The sequence below is a fragment of the Mycobacterium sp. 852014-50255_SCH5639931 genome (assembly GCF_001665605.1).
Classification (GTDB): Bacteria; Actinomycetota; Actinomycetes; order Mycobacteriales; family Mycobacteriaceae; genus Mycobacterium; species Mycobacterium paraffinicum.
In genome coordinates this window covers 13,960-31,543 of record NZ_LZSV01000026.1, presented here as the reverse complement: position 1 = coordinate 31,543, position 17,584 = coordinate 13,960, and the positions used below count along the sequence as shown (strand labels likewise).

Here is a 17,584-nt window from a genome sequence, read left to right as displayed (position 1 = left end):
GGCGGAGTGTGACCAGCGCAACGCCCGCTCAGGGCACCCTTGGTAGACCGATCCCCGGAATTGCGTCACACTGGTGTTGTGAAAATCCGAACCGACCTCGACGACGCTGCCGTGGGTGCAGCGGCCGCCGCGGTGCGGGACGGCCACACCCGGCGCGCCATCGTGCGCCTGCTGGTGGAATCGGGATCGATCACCGCCGGCGAGATCGGCGACCGGCTCGGGTTGACGGCCGCCGGCGTGCGGCGCCATCTCGACGCCCTGATCGAGGCGGGCGACGCCGAGGCGGTGCCCGCCGCGTCCTGGCAGCAGGTGGGTCGCGGGCGCCCCGCCAAGCGTTTCCGGCTCACCGCGGCGGGCCGCGCCAAGCTCGAGCACGCCTACGACGACCTCGCGTCGGCCGCCATGCGGCAGCTGCGGGAGATCGGCGGGGAGGATGCGGTCCGCACGTTCGCCCGGCGTCGAATCGACGCGATCCTGTCCGGCGTGCCCGCGGCGGACAGCGACGACGACGCCGAAGTCGAGGCGGCCGCCGAACGGGTGGCCGGCGCGCTGACCAAGGCCGGGTACGTCGCCACCACGACACGGGTCGGCGGCCCGATCCACGGCGTGCAGATCTGCCAGCACCACTGCCCGGTGTCCCACGTCGCCGAGGAATTCCCGGAGCTGTGTGAGGCCGAGCAGCAGGCCATGGCCGAGGTGCTCGGGACCCACGTGCAGCGGTTGGCGACCATCGTCAACGGGGACTGCGCCTGCACCACTCACGTACCTCTGACCCCGGCGCCCAGCCCGCGCCGCGCCGGCGACGATGCATCGCGAAGCGATGAGGAGGAGCGGCGCAACATGACCGACACCACGAGCATCGAAGGAGCGTCGTTATGACCCTCACGCCAGAGGCCCAAAAGGCCACTGCTGAGCCGTTGACCCAGGAGCAGGCGATCGCCTCGCTGGGCCGGTACGGCTACGGCTGGGCGGACACCGACGTCGCGGGGGCCAGCGCCCAGCGCGGGCTGTCCGAGGCGGTGGTCCGCGACATCTCGGCGAAGAAGAACGAGCCCGAATGGATGCTGCAGACGCGGCTGAAGGCGTTGCGCATCTTCGAGCGCAAGCCGATGCCGACTTGGGGTTCGGACCTCGGGGGCATCGACTTCGACAACATCAAGTACTTCGTGCGCTCGACCGAAAAGCAGGCCGCCTCTTGGGATGACCTGCCCGAGGACATCCGGAACACCTACGACAGGCTGGGCATCCCGGAGGCCGAGAAGCAGCGCCTGGTCGCCGGTGTGGCCGCCCAGTACGAGTCCGAGGTGGTTTACCACCAGATCCGCGAGGACCTGGAGGCCCAGGGCGTCATCTTCCTCGACACCGACACCGGGTTGCGGGAACGCCCCGAGCTGTTCCAGCAGTACTTCGGCACCGTGATCCCGGCCGGGGACAACAAGTTCTCCGCGCTCAACGCCGCGGTGTGGAGCGGCGGATCATTCATCTACGTCCCGCCCGGCGTGCACGTCGACATCCCGCTGCAGGCCTACTTCCGGATCAACACCGAGAACATGGGCCAGTTCGAGCGGACGCTGATCATCGTCGACGAAAATGCTTACGTGCATTACGTGGAGGGTTGCACCGCGCCCATCTACACGTCGGACTCGCTGCACTCCGCGGTGGTGGAAATCATCGTGAAGCCCGGTGGGCGTTGCCGTTACACCACCATCCAGAACTGGTCGAACAACGTCTACAACCTGGTCACGAAGCGCGCCCGCGCGGAGGCCGGCGCCACCATGGAGTGGGTCGACGGCAACATCGGGTCCAAGGTGACCATGAAATACCCGGCGGTGTGGATGACCGGGGAGCACGCCAAGGGCGAGGTCTTGTCGGTCGCCTTCGCCGGGGAGGGCCAGCACCAGGACGCCGGCGCCAAGATGCTGCACCTGGCGCCGAACACGTCGAGCAACATCGTCTCCAAGTCGGTGGCCCGCGGCGGCGGCCGCACCTCCTACCGCGGCCTGGTGCAGGTGAACAAGGGCGCACACGGGTCGCGCTCCAGCGTGAAATGCGATGCGCTGCTAGTCGATACGATCAGCCGCAGCGACACCTACCCCTACGTCGACATCCGCGAGGACGACGTCACGATGGGCCACGAGGCCACCGTCTCCAAGGTCAGCGACAACCAGCTGTTCTACCTGATGAGCCGCGGACTGACCGAGGACGAGGCGATGGCGATGGTGGTGCGCGGCTTCGTCGAGCCGATCGCCAAGGAACTGCCCATGGAGTACGCCCTGGAGCTCAACCGGCTCATCGAGTTGCAGATGGAGGGCGCGGTCGGATGACCCGCGCCAGCGACAATGCAGAGCGTAGCGATGAGGTGGGGCGGCGCGAATTGACCGCCGCTGCTGCCCTGAACAAGGGCGAGTTGTTCGCGTCCTTCGACGTGGACGCGTTCGAGGTGCCCAGCGGGCGCGACGAACTCTGGCGGTTCACCCCGCTGCGTCGGCTACGTGGACTGCACGACGGCTCGGCTCAAGCGACCGGCAAGGCGCAGATCAGCGTCAGTGAACAGCCCGGCTTGCAGGTCGAAACCGTCCGCCGCGGCGACCAACGACTCGGCCGCGGCGGCGCGCCCACCGACCGCGTTGCGGCGCAAGCATTTTCTTCGTTCAACTCCGCGACGCTGGTGAGCGTCGGGCGTGACACGCAGATCGCCGAGCCGGTCAACATCACCGTGACGGGCCCCGGCGCCGGTGCGGTGGCATACGGGCACCTGCAGATCAGCGTCGCCGAACTCGGCGAGGCGGTCGTGGTGATCGACCATCGGGGGAGCGGAACCTACGCCGACAACGTTGAATTCATCGTCGACGACGCCGCCCGGCTCACCGTCGTGTGGATCGCGGACTGGGCCGACGACATGGTTCACCTCTCCGCGCAGCACGCCCGGCTGGGCAAGGACGCGGTGCTGCGGCACGTCGCCGTCACCCTGGGCGGCGAAGTGGTGCGGATGTCGGCCAACGTGCGCTACGCCGCCCCGGGCGGAGACGCGGAACTGCTCGGGTTGTACTTCGCCGACGACGGGCAGCACCTGGAGTCGCGGCTGCTGGTCGACCACGCGCAGCCCAATTGCAAGTCCAACGTGCTCTACAAGGGTGCGCTGCAAGGGGATCCGACATCGCAGCGGCCCGACGCGCACACCGTCTGGGTGGGCGACGTGCTGATCCGCGCCGAGGCCACCGACACCGACACCTTCGAGGTGAACCGCAACCTGGTGCTCACCGACGGGGCGCGCGCCGACTCGGTGCCCAACCTGGAGATCGAGACCGGCGAAATCGTCGGCGCCGGGCACGCCAGTGCCACAGGGCGTTTCGACGACGAGCAACTGTTCTACCTGCGTGCCCGCGGCATCCCCGAAGACCAGGCGCGCCGGCTGGTGGTGCGCGGCTTCTTCGGCGAGATCATCTCGAAGATCGCCGTGCCCGACATCCGGGAGCGCCTGACCGCCGCCATCGAACACGAACTGGAAATCACGGAGAAGACAACAGCGTCATGACGACATTGGAAATCAAAGACCTGCACGTCAGCGTCGAAGACCCGAACGCGCCCGAGGGAAGCCGCGAGATCCCCATCCTCAACGGCGTCAACCTGACCGTGAATTCCGGTGAGACGCATGCGGTGATGGGGCCCAACGGCTCGGGCAAGTCCACGCTGTCCTACGCGATCGCCGGTCACCCGAAGTACCGGGTGACGTCCGGGTCGATCACGCTGGACGGCCAGAACGTCCTGGACATGAGCGTCGACGAGCGCGCCCGCGCCGGATTGTTCCTGGCCATGCAGTACCCCGTCGAGGTTCCGGGCGTGTCGATGTCGAACTTCCTGCGCAGCGCCGCGACCGCCGTCCGCGGCGAGCCGCCGAAACTGCGGCACTGGGTCAAGGAGGTCAAGGCCGCCTTGAGCGACCTCGACATCGACCCGGCGTTCGCCGAACGCAGTGTCAACGAGGGGTTTTCCGGCGGCGAGAAGAAGCGCCACGAGATCCTGCAGCTGGGCTTGCTCAAGCCCAAGATCGCCATCCTCGACGAGACCGACTCCGGTCTGGACGTGGACGCGCTGCGGGTGGTGAGTGAGGGCGTGAATCGTTACGCCGAGGCCGAGCACGGCGGCATCCTGCTCATTACCCACTACACCCGGATCCTGCGTTACATCCGGCCGCAGTTCGTGCACGTGTTCGTCGGGGGTCGGATCGTCGAATCGGGCGGGCCGGAGCTGGCCGACGAACTTGAGGAGAGCGGCTACGTGCGCTTCACCGAAGCGGCGGCCGCAGGGGCTTAAGCATGACGGGGACAGCACTGGACGTCGACGCGATTCGCGCCGACTTCCCCATCTTGAAGCGCGTGATGCGCGGCGGAAAGCAGTTGGCGTACCTGGATTCAGGCGCGACGTCCCAGCGCCCGCTGCAGGTACTCGACGCCGAGCGCGAGTTTCTGATCACCTCCAACGGCGCGGTGCATCGTGGTGCGCACCAGCTGATGGAGGAGGCGACCGACGCCTACGAGCAGGGTCGCGCGGACATCGCCGCGTTCGTCGGCGCCGATGCCGACGAGCTGGTGTTCACCCGCAACGCCACCGAGGCGCTGAACTTGGCGTCATATGTGCTGGGCGACAAGCGGTTCGACCGGGCCGTGGGCGAGGGCGACGTCATCGTCACCACCGAGCTGGAGCACCACGCCAACATCGTCCCGTGGCAGGAGCTGGCCCGCCGCAGCGGCGCCACGCTGCGCTGGTACGGGGTCACCGACGACGGGCGCATCGACCTGGACTCGCTGGAGCTTGACGGGCGCGTGAAAGTCGTTGCTTTCAGCCATCATTCGAACGTGACGGGCGCGGTGGCGCCGGTGGCCGAACTGGTCGGTCGCGCTCACGCGGTGGGCGCGGTGACGGTGCTGGACGCCTGCCAGTCGGTGCCCCACGAGCCGGTCGACCTGCACGCGCTCGGCGTCGACTTCGCCGCCTTCTCCGGGCATAAGATGTTGGCCCCCAACGGGGTCGGCGTGCTCTACGCCCGTCGCGAGGTGTTGTCGCAGCTGCCGCCGTTTCTCACCGGTGGGTCGATGATCGAGACGGTGACGATGGAGGCGTCGACCTACGCGCCCGCGCCGCAACGGTTCGAGGCCGGCACGCCGATGACCTCCCAGGTGGTCGGGTTGGGCGCGGCCGCGCGCTATCTGGACGCCATCGGCATGGACGCCGTCGAGGCGCACGAGCGCGAGCTGGTCGCCGCGGCCCTCGAGGGCCTCTCGGGCATCGACGGCGTGCGTATCGTCGGGCCGACCGCCATGGAAAACCGTTGCTCGCCCGTCTCCTTCGTCGTCGACGGCGTGCACGCGCACGACGTCGGGCAGGTGCTCGACGACGATGGCGTCGCGGTGCGCGTGGGGCATCACTGCGCGATGCCGCTGCACCGCCGGTTCGGCGTGGCGGCCACCGCCCGGGCGTCGTTCGCCGTCTACAACACCCCCGACGAGGTCGAGCGTCTGGTGGCCGGAGTGCGGCGCGCGCTCGAATTCTTTGGGAGACAATGACAGTGCGCCTGGAGCAGATGTATCAGGACGTGATCCTCGATCACTACAAGCATCCGCAGCACCGCGGGCTGCGGGAGCCGTTCGGCGCGCAGGTCCACCACGTCAATCCGGTCTGCGGTGACGAGGTGACGCTGCGGGTGGCGCTGTCCGACGACGGCCGGCGCGTCGCGGACGTCTCCTACGACGGCCAAGGCTGTTCGATCAGCCAGGCGGCCACCTCGGTGCTCACCCAGCAGGTGATCGGCCAGACGGTGCCCGAGGCGCTGCACACCATCACCGCGTTCACCGAAATGGTGTCCTCGCGCGGCACCATCGAGGGTGACGAGGAGATCCTGGGTGACGGGATCGCGTTCGCCGGAGTGGCCAAATACCCGGCCCGGGTGAAATGCGCACTGCTGGGATGGATGGCGTTCAAGGACGCATTGGCCCAGGCTTGCACTGACAGGGGCGCGGACTTCGAGGAGGAAGAAAATGAGCGAGACCGCCGCACCGGATGACGAATTCCTTGCCGACCTCGAGGAGGCGATGCGCGACGTCGTCGACCCCGAATTGGGCATCAACGTCGTCGATCTCGGACTGGTCTACGGCCTCAACGTGGAAGAGGGCGACGAGGGAACCGTCGCCCTGATCGACATGACGTTGACCTCGGCGGCCTGCCCGCTGACCGACGTCATCGAGGACCAGTCACGCAGCGCGCTCGTCAGCAGCGGGCTGGTGGACGAGCTGCGGATCAACTGGGTGTGGAACCCGCCGTGGGGGCCCGACAAGATCACCGAAGACGGGCGCGAACAGCTGCGTGCCCTCGGTTTTACCGTCTGAATCTGCACCCGCCCTAAAGCGCTAAAGGTGGAAGGGCAGATGCGGCAGGTGCAGGTGGTGGTGCGGATGCCCCATCGGCGGGCACGTCTGCAGGCTGATCGTCATCGCGTGCAGCACGCCGGCGTCCTGAATTCCCTGAGCCCCCATGCACTTACCGTTCCCGATCGCCTGGGCGTCCGACGGCGTCTGCAGCTGGTATGAGGTCGAGTTGGCGACCGTCACGGTGGTCGGGTTCGCCTGCGCGCCGATGCCGTTGACCGCGATCGTGTCACCAGCGACCGACGTGACCGTGCCGTAGAAGCCCGCCGGCGGCGGGCACTTGCCGTCGACTGCGGAGGTGATGGTCACCGCCTGCGCGGTGATCGCGCCACCGGTCGGCGCGCTCTGCGGGGTGGCCCGCACGTTGACGCAACTGCCGGGGATGACGTCGGTCAGCTTGGCCGGCGCGACCTGCACGATCCGCGTCGACGGCGCGAAGTCCACCGTCGCGCTTCCGGTTCGCGTCCTGAGCTGAATGGTGCCGCCCGATACCGACTCGATCAGCCCCTCCGCGTAGTCCTTGGGAACCGGCGGGGGTGCCGGGGGCGGGGCCGTGCTTGGCACCGCGCTGGGCGGGGCGGCCGCCGGCACCGAGGGCTTGACGGGGCTGCTGGATTTCGTGTCGCTCGAACGGCACATGGCGACGCACAGCAGGATCACCGCGACGACGGCTACGAGCGCAAGCCGGGCGAGCCGGGGTTTCACCGGGGTGGCAGGCATCGTCACATCTCCGATCGCGCGGTTAACCGTCGCCAGCGAATACCCAGGCGAGCGCGGTTATCACCACCGCGCCCGCCTGGAGTGACGGTAATCTCAGCCGGTCTCGGCCTCGGTCAGCCGCCCTGGCCGGGCTGCTTGGGCTTGCCGCATTTGCCGTCGGTGGCCTGCCGCACGTTGATGCTGGTCGCCTGGAGCGCGCCCCCGTTGTCCATCGTTCCGCGCGCCCAGAGGCACTTACCCTGCGCAATCGCATCGGCGGTCGCGGAGGCCTGCTTGCTGTACTTGGTCTTGCCATCGACCGTCACCGCGGTCTGCGTGGTGTTGCCGCTGGGGTCGGTGCCGGTGACGTTGATGGTGTTACCCGACACCGACGCCACCGAGCCGCGGACCGGGGCCGGCTTCGGGGCCGGCGCGGGTGAGCCCGGGGGCGCCGGGGTGGTGGAACTCGGTCCCGAACCCTGCCCCGCCGGCTTGGCCGGGCAGGCGCCGTTCACGGAGGGGCTGACCTTCACGGACGCCGCGGTGACGGGCTGGCCGCCCTGGGCCGGCTGGGTCGGCCGCACGGTGACGCAGCTGCCGGAGGTGACGTCGGTCAGCGCGGCGGGCGTGGTCTCGGTGACCTTGGTGGTCGAGGTGAAGTTGACCGCGGCGGTGGAATTGTCTTCCTTGGTGACCCGGATGGAGTTGCCCGCCACCGACGCGATCAGGCCGCTGACCCGGGCTTCGCCGCTGGCCGGGGCCGGCGACGTGGTCGTCGAGGTCACCACCGAGGTGGACGTCGAGGTCGACGTCGTCGGGGTTGCTTTGTTGGACGAACTGCACGCGGCGACGGACAACGCGGCGACCCCGGTGACCGCGAGGATCGCGAACCGGGTGCGCCGGGGCGTTGGACAGCTGGCAGACATCAACGTTTCTCCAATCATGGTTGGACCCAACGGAATGGTTATTACCCGTCGAAGCTGTAGCTAACCTGTGTGTGTAATGCGGGGGCGGTCAGAACGCCTGTTCCGGAACGCGCATGATCTCGCCGTCGATGGACTCGATGACTTTGCGCAGCGCTGTGAGCTTCGGAAGCATGTTCTTGGCGAAGAACGCCGCGGTCGCCACCTTGCCCCGATAGAAGGCGGCGTCGGTGCCGGCCGCGTCGGCCAACGCCGCGTGCGCGACCCCCGCCTGCACCAGCAATCGCCAGCCGATCAGCAGATCGCCGACCGCGAGCAGGTAGCGCACCGATCCGAGCCCCACCTTGTAGATCTCGCCTGCGTGCTGCGCGGCGGACATCAGGTATCCGGTCAACGCGCCTGTCATCGCCATGACCTCGTCGAGCGCGGTCTGCAGCAGTTGGGCCTGCGGCTTGAGGGCCTCGTCGCAGGCATCGATGGTCTCGGTGATCTGAGCCGTCACGAACTGCAGGGCCTCACCGCGGTCGCGAACGATCTTGCGGAAGAAGAAATCCAGCGCCTGGATCGCGGTGGTGCCCTCGTAGAGGGAATCGATCTTGGAGTCCCGGATGTACTGCTCGAGGGGATAGTCCTGCAGGAAGCCCGAACCGCCCAGCGTCTGCAGCGACTCGGTGAGGATTTCGTAGGCCCGTTCGGAGCTCACGCCCTTCACGATCGGCAGCAGTAGGTCGTCGACGCGGTGCGCCATCCCGTGGTCTGCCCCCGAAACATGTTGCGCCACAGCGTCATCCTGGTGCGCGGCGGCGTAGAGGTACAGCGCCCGCAAACCCTCGGCGTAGGCCTTCTGCGTCATCAGGCTGCGGCGCACATCGGGGTGGTGGATGATGGTGACCCGCGGCGCGGTCTTGTCGGCCATCTGCGTCAGGTCTGCGCCCTGCACCCGCTCTTTGGCGAAGGCCAGCGCGTTCAGATAGCCCGTGGACAGGGTGCCGGCGGCCTTCACGCCGATCGTCATGCGCGCGTGCTCGATCACGGTGAACATCTGCGCGATCCCGTTGTGCACGTCGCCGACCAGGTAACCGACGGCGGGCGAATCTGTTGCACCGAAGGTCAATTCGCATGTCGGGGAGGACTTGATCCCCATTTTGTGTTCCAGCCCGGTGGCGAAGACCCCGTTGCGCGCGCCGAGTTCGAACGTGTCCGGGTCGAACAGGAATTGCGGGACGTAGAAGAGGCTAAGCCCTTTGGTGCCCGGGCCGGCGCCCTCCGGCCGGGCCAGCACCAGGTGAAAGACGTTGTCGGCGGTGGTGCCCACGTCCCCGCCGGAGATGAACCGCTTGACGCCCTCGATATGCCAGGTGCCGTCGGGCTGTGCGATGGCCTTGGCCCGACCGGCGCCGACGTCGGAGCCCGCGTCGGGCTCGGTGAGCACCATGGTGGCCGCCCAGCCGCGCTCCACGCCCTCCGCCGCCCAGCGTCGCTGCTCCTCGTTGCCCTCGACGTACAGGGCCTGTGCCATCAACGGGCCGAGGCAGAAGAAGTTGGCGGAAGGGTTGGCGCAGAGGATCATTTCGTTGACCGCCCACGCCAGCGGTGGCGGTGCCGCCATGCCGCCGATCTCTTCGTCGAGCATCAGTCGCCACCAGCCGGCTTCCTTGATCACCTCCACGGTCTTGACCAACTCGTCCGGCACGGTGATCGTGTGCTCGGCGGGGTCGAAGACCGGCGGGTTGCGGTCGGCGAACGCGAAGGACTCGGCCACCGGGCCCTCCGCCAGGCGGGCGGCTTCGGCCAGGATCGTTCGCGCCGTTTCCACGTCGAGGTCGCTATAGCTTGCGGTGCCCAGCACAGCGCCCACGCCGAGCACTTCGAACAGGTTGAACTCGAGATCACGGACGTTAGCGATGTAGTGGCCCAACGCGATTTCCTCACTGGTCCCTGAGGCGGCGAATCGTCCGCATCAGTCTGTCCGACGTGGGAAAACGTACGCAACCGTAACCTACGGCGGGCCGCGGGCCGGTTACGCGTCGATGTCGTCGCGGCGAACCGGGCACGAGCCCGCATCCTTTGCGCGGCAGGCAAACCTGGGAAAGGGGTTCGGATGGCCCGGCAGGTCCGGCGTGGTCGGGTATCAGCGGCCTGGCAACCGGGGAACATCACGTCGCGTTCGGGCGTTATGGCAAATGTGACAACACTCGATCTCACCGCTGAGAAGTTCAACGAAACCATCGAGGGCAACGACATCGTGCTCGTCGATTTCTGGGCGTCCTGGTGCGGGCCGTGCCGCCAGTTCGGGCCCACATTCCAGGCGTCCGCGGAGAAGCACCCCGACATCGTGCACGCCAAGGTCGACACCGAGGCCGAGCAGCAGCTGGCCGCGGCCGCCCAGGTCCGTTCCATCCCCACGCTGATGGCCTTCAAAAAGGGCAAACTGCTGTTCAACCAGGCCGGGGCGCTGCCGCCGGCTGCTCTCGAAGACTTGGTGCAGCAAATCAAGGCGTTCGACGTCGACGCGGCCCAGGCCGGTCAAGCCGAATAGCCCCGACACCGCTGCGCGCGCAGGGCGGCGCTCGGCTACGCGCTAGGTTGCTTGGGTGAGTCTGGTACTGGTAGAGCACCCGCGGCCCGGCGTCGCGCTGATAACCCTCAATCGGCCCGAGCGGATGAACTCCATGGCTTTCGACGTCATGGTGCCGCTCAGAGAGGCCCTGGAGAAGGTCAGGTACGACAATTCGGTGCGCGTGGTCGTGCTGACCGGGGCGGGCCGCGGTTTCTCCTCGGGCGCCGACCACAAGTCCGCGGGCTCTGTGCCCCACGTCGAGGGGCTGACCCGCCCGACCTACGCGCTGCGTTCCATGGAGATCCTCGACGAGGTCATCCTGGGGCTGCGCCGCCTGCATCAGCCGGTGATCGCCGCGGTCAACGGCCCGGCCATCGGCGGCGGGTTGTGTTTGGCGCTGGCCGCCGACATCCGGGTCGCCTCGACGGGTGCGTACTTTCGCGCGGCCGGCATCAACAACGGCCTGACCGCCAGCGAACTGGGGCTGAGCTACCTGCTGCCCCGGGCCATCGGCTCGTCGCGGGCGTTCGACATCATGCTGACCGGCCGCGATGTCACCGCCGAGGAGGCCGAGCGCATCGGGCTGGTGTCGTGCCAGGTGCCCGACGAGCAGCTGCTGGACACCTGCTACGCCATCGCCGCGCGGATAGCGGCGTTCTCACGGCCGGGAATCGAGTTGACCAAGCGCACACTGTGGAGTGGACTAGACGCCGGTAGCCTGGAAGGGCACATGCAAGCCGAGGGCTTGGGTCAGCTGTTCGTTCGTCTGCTCACCGCCAACTTCGAAGAAGCGGTTGCCGCGCGCGCGGAGCGACGCCCGCCGGTATTCACCGACGACAAGTAGCCGTAGGAAAAGGGAGAAGATGTGATCACTGCCACGGACCTCGAGGTCCGCGCTGGTGCGCGCATCCTGCTCTCACCCGACGGTCCGGATCTGCGCATTCAGCCGGGCGACCGCATCGGGCTGGTCGGCCGCAACGGCGCGGGCAAGACGACGACTCTGCGCATCCTGGCGGGGGAGACCGAGCCGTATGCAGGCGCCGTCGCGCGCGCCGGTGAAATCGGTTATCTGCCACAGGATCCCAAAGAAGGCGACCTCGAGGTGCTGGCCCGCGACCGCGTCCTGTCGGCCCGCGGCCTGGATGTTCTGCTCACCGATCTGGAAAAGCAGCAGGCGTTGATGGCCGAGGTCGCCGACGACGACGCCCGGGACCGCGCCATTCGCCGCTACGGGCAGCTGGAGGAGCGGTTCGTCGCGTTGGGCGGCTACGGCGCCGAGAGCGAGGCCAGCCGCATCTGCGCCAGCCTCGGACTGCCGGACCGGGTGCTGACGCAGAAGCTGCGCACGCTGTCCGGCGGGCAGCGCCGCCGGGTGGAGCTGGCGCGCATCCTGTTCGCCGCGTCCGACACCGGGGCGGGATCGTCGACCACCCTGCTGCTCGACGAGCCGACCAACCACCTGGACGCGGATTCGGTGGGTTGGCTGCGCGATTTCCTGCGGTCGCACACCGGCGGCCTGGTCATCATCAGCCACAACGTCGAGCTGCTCGCCGATGTGGTGAACCGGGTGTGGTTCCTGGACGCCGTGCGCGGCGAGGTCGACGTCTACAACATGGGCTGGCAGAAGTACCTGGACGCCCGGGCCACCGACGAACAGCGGCGGCGTCGTGAACGCGCCAACGCCGAACGCAAGGCCGCCGCGTTGCGCACGCAGGCCGCCAAGCTGGGCGCCAAGGCCACCAAAGCCGTTGCGGCACAGAACATGTTGCGCCGCGCCGACCGGATGATGGCCGCGCTCGACGAGGAGCGGGCCGCCGACAAGGTGGCCCGGATCAAGTTCCCCACCCCGGCCCCGTGCGGGCGCACGCCGTTGGTCGCCAAGGGACTGAGCAAGTCGTACGGGTCGCTGGAGGTGTTCAGCGGTGTCGATCTGGCCATCGACCGCGGTTCTCGGGTGGTGGTGCTGGGGCTGAACGGGGCCGGCAAGACCACACTGCTGCGTCTGCTGGCCGGCACCGAGGAGCCCGACACCGGCGGGCTGGAGCCCGGACACGGTTTGCGCATGGGCTATTTCGCACAGGAGCACGACACGCTCGACAACGACGCGAGCGTCTGGGAGAACATCCGGCACGCCGCACCGGATTCGGGTGAGCAGGATCTGCGCGGCCTGCTGGGCGCGTTCATGTTCAGCGGGCCGCAACTCGACCAGCCGGCGGGCACCCTGTCGGGTGGTGAGAAAACCCGGCTCGCACTAGCGGGCCTGGTGGCGTCGACGGCGAACGTCCTGCTGCTCGACGAGCCGACGAACAACCTCGATCCCGCCTCGCGCGAACAGGTGCTGGACGCGCTGCGCAGCTACCAGGGTGCGGTGGTGCTGGTGACGCACGACCCGGGCGCCGCCGAAGCCCTCGACCCGCAGCGCGTTGTGCTGCTGCCCGACGGCACCGAGGATTTCTGGTCCGACGAATACCGGGACTTGATCGAGCTCGCCTGACTTCTGGGTGCTTTTCGGCCAATTCCGCCCGCGGCCGACGGCGGGTTCTTACTCTGGGTGCTTGTCGATCGTGTTCGGGCGCGGAGGGCATCCATGAAAAGGACACTGCAAAGGTCGAAGCAGACCCGGGAACAGTTGCTGTTCGAGCTGCGCAACGCCTACGAGGGCGGGGCCAGCATCCGCACGCTGGCCGCGTCCACCGGCAGGTCGTACGGATCGGTGCACAGCATGCTGCTCCAGGCCGGCGCCACGATGCGCGGCCGCGGCGGGCCCAACCACACCTCGCGATCCGCGCGGGTCTAGCGTCACTGCGAAATCACGTCCCCTTGTTCGCAGTGACGCTATGCCTGCGGCCCAGAGTCGTTGCGGCGCACCGAATTCTCCACCAGGTCGAGCACGGCGGATAACCGGCGCGGATCTTCGCCTGACGCCACCCGGGCCACCAGGCCGTCGAGCACCAACTCCAGGTAGCACTGCAAAACGTCGCCGGGAACGTCGTCGCGGACCCGGTGCGCCTCCTTCTGCCGGCGCAATCGATCGGTCGTCGCCGCCGCCAGTTCCGCTGACCGCTCCGCCCAACCTCGGCTGAACTCCGGATCGTTACGCAGCTTGCGTGCGATCTCCAACCTGGTCGCCAGCCAGTCGAACTGCTCCGGCGCGGTGAGCATGTCGCGCATCACCTGGATGAGGCCCGCGCGCGACGCCACGTCGGCCATCCGCTCGGCATCTTCGCGCGCCAGCGCGAAGAACAGCGCGTCCTTGTCGCGGAAGTGGTGGAAGATCGCACCGCGCGACATCCCGATCGCCTGTTCCAGCCGCCGCACCGTGGCCTTGTCATAGCCGTATTCGGCGAAGCAGCGGCGAGCACCGTCGAGGATCTGGCGGCGGCGCGCCGCCAGATGGCCCTCGCTTACCTTGGGCACGACTTGGGACTAGCCGGACTTCAGCATGTTGCGCAGCACGTACTGCAGGATGCCGCCGTTGCGGTAGTAGTCGGCCTCTCCCGGAGTGTCGATGCGCACCACCGCGTCGAACTCGACCGGGTCGCCGCCATCCTTGGTGGCTTTGACGCGCACCGTCTTTGGCGTCTTGCCGTCATTGAGCGCCTCGATGCCGGTGATGTCGAACACCTCGGTGCCGTCCAGCCCCAATTCCTTGGCGGACTTGCCCTCCGGGAACTGCAGCGGGATCACGCCCATGCCGATCAGGTTGGAGCGGTGGATGCGCTCGAACGACTCGGCGATCACCGCGCGCACGCCCAGCAGCAGCGTGCCCTTGGCCGCCCAGTCGCGTGAGGAGCCGGACCCATATTCCTTACCGCCCAGCACCACCAGCGGAATGTCCTGCGCCGCATAGTTTTGCGCGGCGTCGTAGATGAACGCCTGCGGCGCGCCGTCCTGCGTGAAGTCGCGGGTGTAGCCGCCGGAAACGTCGTCGAGCAACTGGTTGCGGAGCCGGATGTTGGCAAAGGTGCCGCGGATCATCACCTCGTGGTTGCCGCGCCGGGAGCCGAAGGAGTTGTAGTCCTTGCGATCGACGCCGTGCTCGTCGAGGTACTGCGCCGCGGGCGTCCCCGGCTTGATGGCACCGGCGGGGGAGATGTGGTCGGTGGTCACCGAGTCGCCCAGCAGCGCCAGCACCCGCGCGCCGGTGATGTCGCTGACCGGCTCCGGCTCCGCCGACATCCCCTCGAAGTACGGGGGCTTGCGCACGTAGGTCGAATCCTGGTTCCACTCAAAGGTATTGCCGCTCGGGGTGGGCAGGTTGCGCCAGCGCTCGTCGCCCTTGAACACGTCGGCGTAGTTCTTGGTGAACATCTCCTGGCTGATCGCCGAGGCGATGGTGTCCGACACGTCCTTCTGCGACGGCCAGATGTCTTTGAGGAAGACGTCGTTGCCGTCCTTGTCGGTGCCCAGCGGCTGCTGATCGAAGTCGAAGTCCATGGTCCCGGCCAACGCGTAGGCGACCACCAGCGGCGGCGACGCGAGGTAGTTCATCTTCACGTCGGGGTTGATCCGGCCCTCGAAGTTGCGGTTACCGGACAGCACCGCCGACACCGACAGGTCGTTGTCGTTGATCGCCTTGGAAATCTCCTCGGGCAGCGGGCCGGAGTTACCGATGCACGTGGTGCAGCCGTAGCCGACGAGGTAGAAGCCGAGTTTCTCCAAATACGGCCACAGGCCGGCCTTGTCGTAGTAGTCGCTGACCACCTGCGAACCGGGCGCCATCGAGGTCTTCACCCACGGTTTGGACGCCAAGCCCTTGTCGACAGCGTTACGGGCCAGCAGCGCCGCACCGAGCATCACCTCGGGGTTGGAGGTGTTGGTGCACGACGTGATGGCCGCGATCACCACCGCGCCGTGGTCGAGCTCGAACTCGCCGCGGTCCTCGGACTTCACCCGCACCGGGTTGCTGACCCGGCCCTTGGCATGTGCCGCAGCCGATTCGAACTTCGGGGCGTCGTCGGCGTGACCGTTCTCCAGCGCCCCGGGGTCGCTGGCCGGGAAGGACTCATCGACGGCCTCGTCGAGTTTGGAGTACTCCTTCTTGTCCGGGTCGTCGCCGACGTAGTCGCCGATCTGCGCGCGGAACGTGGACTTCGCGTCCGACAACGCGATTCGGTCCTGCGGGCGCTTCGGCCCGGCGATCGACGGCACCACGTCGGACAGGTTCAGTTCGAGGTATTCGGAGAAGGCCGGCTCGTGTTTGGGGTCGTGCCACATGCCCTGCTCTTTGGCGTACGCCTCGACCAGCGCCAGCTGCTCTTCGTTGCGGCCGGTGAACCGCAGGTAGGAGATGGTCTCCTCGTCGATCGGGAAAATCGCTGCGGTGGAACCGAATTCGGGGCTCATGTTGCCCAGGGTGGCGCGGTTGGCCAGCGGCACCTCGGCCACGCCCTCGCCGTAGAACTCGACGAACTTGCCGACGACGCCGTGCTTGCGCAGCATCTCGGTGACGGTCAGCACGACGTCGGTGGCGGTGACGCCCGCCTGGATCTCACCGGTCAGCTTGAACCCGACGACTCGCGGGATCAGCATCGAGACCGGCTGGCCGAGCATCGCGGCCTCGGCCTCGATGCCGCCGACGCCCCAGCCCAGGACGCCGAGGCCGTTGACCATCGTGGTGTGCGAGTCGGTGCCCACGCAGGTGTCGGGATACGCCACTCCGTCGCGCTCCATCACGACACTTGCCAGGTACTCGATGTTCACCTGGTGGACGATGCCGGTGCCCGGCGGCACCACCTTGAAGTCGCGGAAAGCGCCTTGGCCCCAACGCAAGAACTGGTAGCGCTCCCCGTTGCGCTGGTACTCGATTTCGACGTTGCGCTCGAAGGCGTCGGCGGTGCCGAACAGGTCGGCGATCACCGAGTGGTCGATCACCAGGTCGGCCGGCGCCAGCGGGTTCACCTTCTCCGCCTTGCCGCCGAGGTCGCCGATGGCCTCACGCATGGTGGCCAAGTCGACGATGCACGGCACCCCGGTGAAGTCCTGCATCACCACGCGGGCGGGCGTGTACTGGATCTCAATGCTGGGCTCCGCCTTAGGATCCCAGTTCGCGATGGCCTCGATGTGATCCTTGGTGATGTTGGCGCCGTCCTCGTTGCGCAACAGGTTCTCGGCGAGGACTTTGAGGCTGTAGGGGAGTTTCTCGGTGTTGGGGACGGCGTCGAGGCGATAGATCTGATAACTCTTGTCGCCGACTTTGAGGGTGTCGCGTGCTCCGAACGAGTTCACAGAATCTTCTTTAGTCACTTCAACTCCCGGGATTAAGTTCTCCGGCCGACGGGCCGTGTCGGCGGTGCGGTGCTACTTTAACAGTACGCTTGTCCTGCATTACGGCGGGGCGCCCGTAGGGCCAGTCTTATCGCGTAAGTCGGCGGTTTAAACCCCCCGAAATGAAGTCGCGTACGGTGCCTGTAGCGCTACGGCAGGAGGGACATCATGACCTTGCACCCGGTCCTACCCGTCTACATCCCGCAAGACGTCGACATGACCGCGGTCAAGGCCCAGGTCGCCGCCACCGGCGTCAGCGCGCCGGCGGCGGACATGCCCGGCCTGCTGCACATCGTCGACGAGGCCCATGCCAAGGGCATCAACCTCAAGATCGTGCTGCTCGACCACAACCCGCCGAACGACACCCCGCTGCGCGACATCTCCACCGTGGTCGGCGCCGACTACCACGACTCCACCGTCCTGACGCTGAGCCCGAACTACGTCGGCAGCTACAGCACCCAGTTCCCGCGGGTGACACTCGAGGCCGGCGAGGACATCGCCAAAACGGGCAACCCGGTGGTCTCGGCGCAACACTTCGTCAACGAGCTGAGCGCCCCGGAATTTCCCTGGACCGGCCTGACCATCTTCCTGTTGCTCGCCGTGCTCGCGGCGGCTGTCGGGGCCCGGATCCTGCAGGTGCGCAGCCGACGCTCAGCAACCCCGGCGGATTCGGCCGGAGCGCAGGAAGTGACGCCCACCAACACGGCCTAGCC

General features: G+C 67.6%; 17 protein-coding genes. 12 read left to right on the top strand and 5 right to left on the bottom strand.

Going from position 1 to position 17,584, the window contains the following annotated elements; genetic code table 11:
• The first annotated feature begins 39 nt into the window (after positions 1–39).
• Genes A5758_RS15515 through A5758_RS15485 form a run of 7 tightly spaced genes read left to right on the top strand, consistent with a single transcriptional unit; the run spans position 40 to position 6,383 of the window.
• Positions 40–879, top strand: a complete 840-nt coding sequence (locus A5758_RS15515) for a metalloregulator ArsR/SmtB family transcription factor (RefSeq protein WP_231987332.1) — start codon at positions 40–42, stop codon at positions 877–879.
• Positions 876–2,324, top strand: a complete 1,449-nt coding sequence (sufB, locus tag A5758_RS15510; RefSeq protein ID WP_067199882.1) for a Fe-S cluster assembly protein SufB — start codon at positions 876–878, stop codon at positions 2,322–2,324. The genes A5758_RS15515 and sufB overlap by 4 nt, the downstream gene beginning before the upstream one ends.
• Positions 2,321–3,535: a Fe-S cluster assembly protein SufD gene (gene sufD / locus A5758_RS15505; RefSeq protein WP_067741579.1), complete on the top strand. Its 1,215-nt coding sequence runs from the start codon at positions 2,321–2,323 to the stop codon at positions 3,533–3,535. Before sufB ends, sufD begins: the two co-directional genes overlap by 4 nt.
• Positions 3,532–4,314 carry a Fe-S cluster assembly ATPase SufC gene (gene sufC, locus A5758_RS15500; protein ID WP_067741576.1) on the top strand — a complete coding sequence of 261 codons (783 nt, stop codon included), beginning with the start codon at positions 3,532–3,534 and terminating at the stop codon, positions 4,312–4,314. Before sufD ends, sufC begins: the two co-directional genes overlap by 4 nt.
• 2 nt (positions 4,315–4,316) lie before the next feature.
• Complete coding sequence (locus A5758_RS15495; RefSeq protein ID WP_067741567.1) at positions 4,317–5,564, top strand: cysteine desulfurase; 1,248 nt, start codon at positions 4,317–4,319, stop codon at positions 5,562–5,564.
• Positions 5,561–6,061: a Fe-S cluster assembly sulfur transfer protein SufU gene (gene sufU / locus A5758_RS15490; RefSeq protein ID WP_067741563.1), complete on the top strand. Its 501-nt coding sequence runs from the start codon at positions 5,561–5,563 to the stop codon at positions 6,059–6,061. Before A5758_RS15495 ends, sufU begins: the two co-directional genes overlap by 4 nt.
• Positions 6,036–6,383, top strand: coding sequence for a metal-sulfur cluster assembly factor (locus A5758_RS15485; RefSeq protein WP_066958214.1), 348 nt, complete (start codon positions 6,036–6,038; stop codon positions 6,381–6,383). The genes sufU and A5758_RS15485 overlap by 26 nt, the downstream gene beginning before the upstream one ends.
• Before the next feature lie 21 nt (positions 6,384–6,404).
• On the opposite strand, the gene A5758_RS15480 is transcribed toward A5758_RS15485, so the two are convergent.
• The 3 genes from A5758_RS15480 to A5758_RS15465 form a co-directional block, all read right to left on the bottom strand.
• Entirely contained in the window at positions 6,405–7,142 is a 738-nt protein-coding gene (locus A5758_RS15480; RefSeq protein WP_197503956.1) for a DUF5666 domain-containing protein, read from the bottom strand.
• 113 nt (positions 7,143–7,255) lie between these two features.
• Positions 7,256–8,047, bottom strand: coding sequence for a DUF5666 domain-containing protein (locus A5758_RS15475; protein ID WP_197503955.1), 792 nt, complete (start codon positions 8,045–8,047; stop codon positions 7,256–7,258).
• An 88-nt stretch (positions 8,048–8,135) separates the two neighbouring features.
• Entirely contained in the window at positions 8,136–9,962 is a 1,827-nt protein-coding gene (locus A5758_RS15465) for an acyl-CoA dehydrogenase (protein WP_067741560.1), read from the bottom strand.
• A 267-nt stretch (positions 9,963–10,229) separates the two neighbouring features.
• Here A5758_RS15465 and trxA point away from each other — a divergent pair, with 267 nt between their 5' ends.
• The 4 genes from trxA to A5758_RS15445 are packed head-to-tail and all read left to right on the top strand — an operon-like array spanning position 10,230 to position 13,401.
• Positions 10,230–10,583: a thioredoxin gene (gene trxA, locus A5758_RS15460; protein ID WP_067741558.1), complete on the top strand. Its 354-nt coding sequence runs from the start codon at positions 10,230–10,232 to the stop codon at positions 10,581–10,583.
• Positions 10,584–10,638: 55 nt separating this feature from the next.
• Positions 10,639–11,448 carry an enoyl-CoA hydratase gene (locus A5758_RS15455; RefSeq protein WP_067741556.1) on the top strand — a complete coding sequence of 270 codons (810 nt, stop codon included), beginning with the start codon at positions 10,639–10,641 and terminating at the stop codon, positions 11,446–11,448.
• 21 nt (positions 11,449–11,469) lie between these two features.
• Positions 11,470–13,098 (top strand): ABC-F family ATP-binding cassette domain-containing protein, encoded by a 1,629-nt coding sequence (locus A5758_RS15450; RefSeq protein WP_067741550.1) that lies wholly within the window; start codon positions 11,470–11,472, stop codon positions 13,096–13,098.
• Positions 13,099–13,155: 57 nt separating this feature from the next.
• Positions 13,156–13,401, top strand: a complete 246-nt coding sequence (locus tag A5758_RS15445) for a helix-turn-helix domain-containing protein (RefSeq protein ID WP_255360803.1) — start codon at positions 13,156–13,158, stop codon at positions 13,399–13,401.
• 38 nt (positions 13,402–13,439) lie between these two features.
• Here the strand turns inward: A5758_RS15445 and A5758_RS15440 are convergent, their stop codons facing one another.
• Both A5758_RS15440 and A5758_RS15435 read right to left on the bottom strand, forming a co-directional pair.
• Positions 13,440–14,021, bottom strand: coding sequence for a TetR/AcrR family transcriptional regulator (locus A5758_RS15440; RefSeq protein WP_067741547.1), 582 nt, complete (start codon positions 14,019–14,021; stop codon positions 13,440–13,442).
• 9 nt (positions 14,022–14,030) lie between these two features.
• Positions 14,031–16,850: an aconitate hydratase gene (locus A5758_RS15435; RefSeq protein ID WP_197503954.1), complete on the bottom strand. Its 2,820-nt coding sequence runs from the start codon at positions 16,848–16,850 to the stop codon at positions 14,031–14,033.
• 189 nt (positions 16,851–17,039) lie between these two features.
• Between A5758_RS15435 and A5758_RS15430 the strand changes: the two genes are divergently transcribed.
• Positions 17,040–17,582, top strand: a complete 543-nt coding sequence (locus tag A5758_RS15430; protein ID WP_067202374.1) for a DUF6676 family protein — start codon at positions 17,040–17,042, stop codon at positions 17,580–17,582.
• Positions 17,583–17,584: the final 2 nt, after the last annotated feature.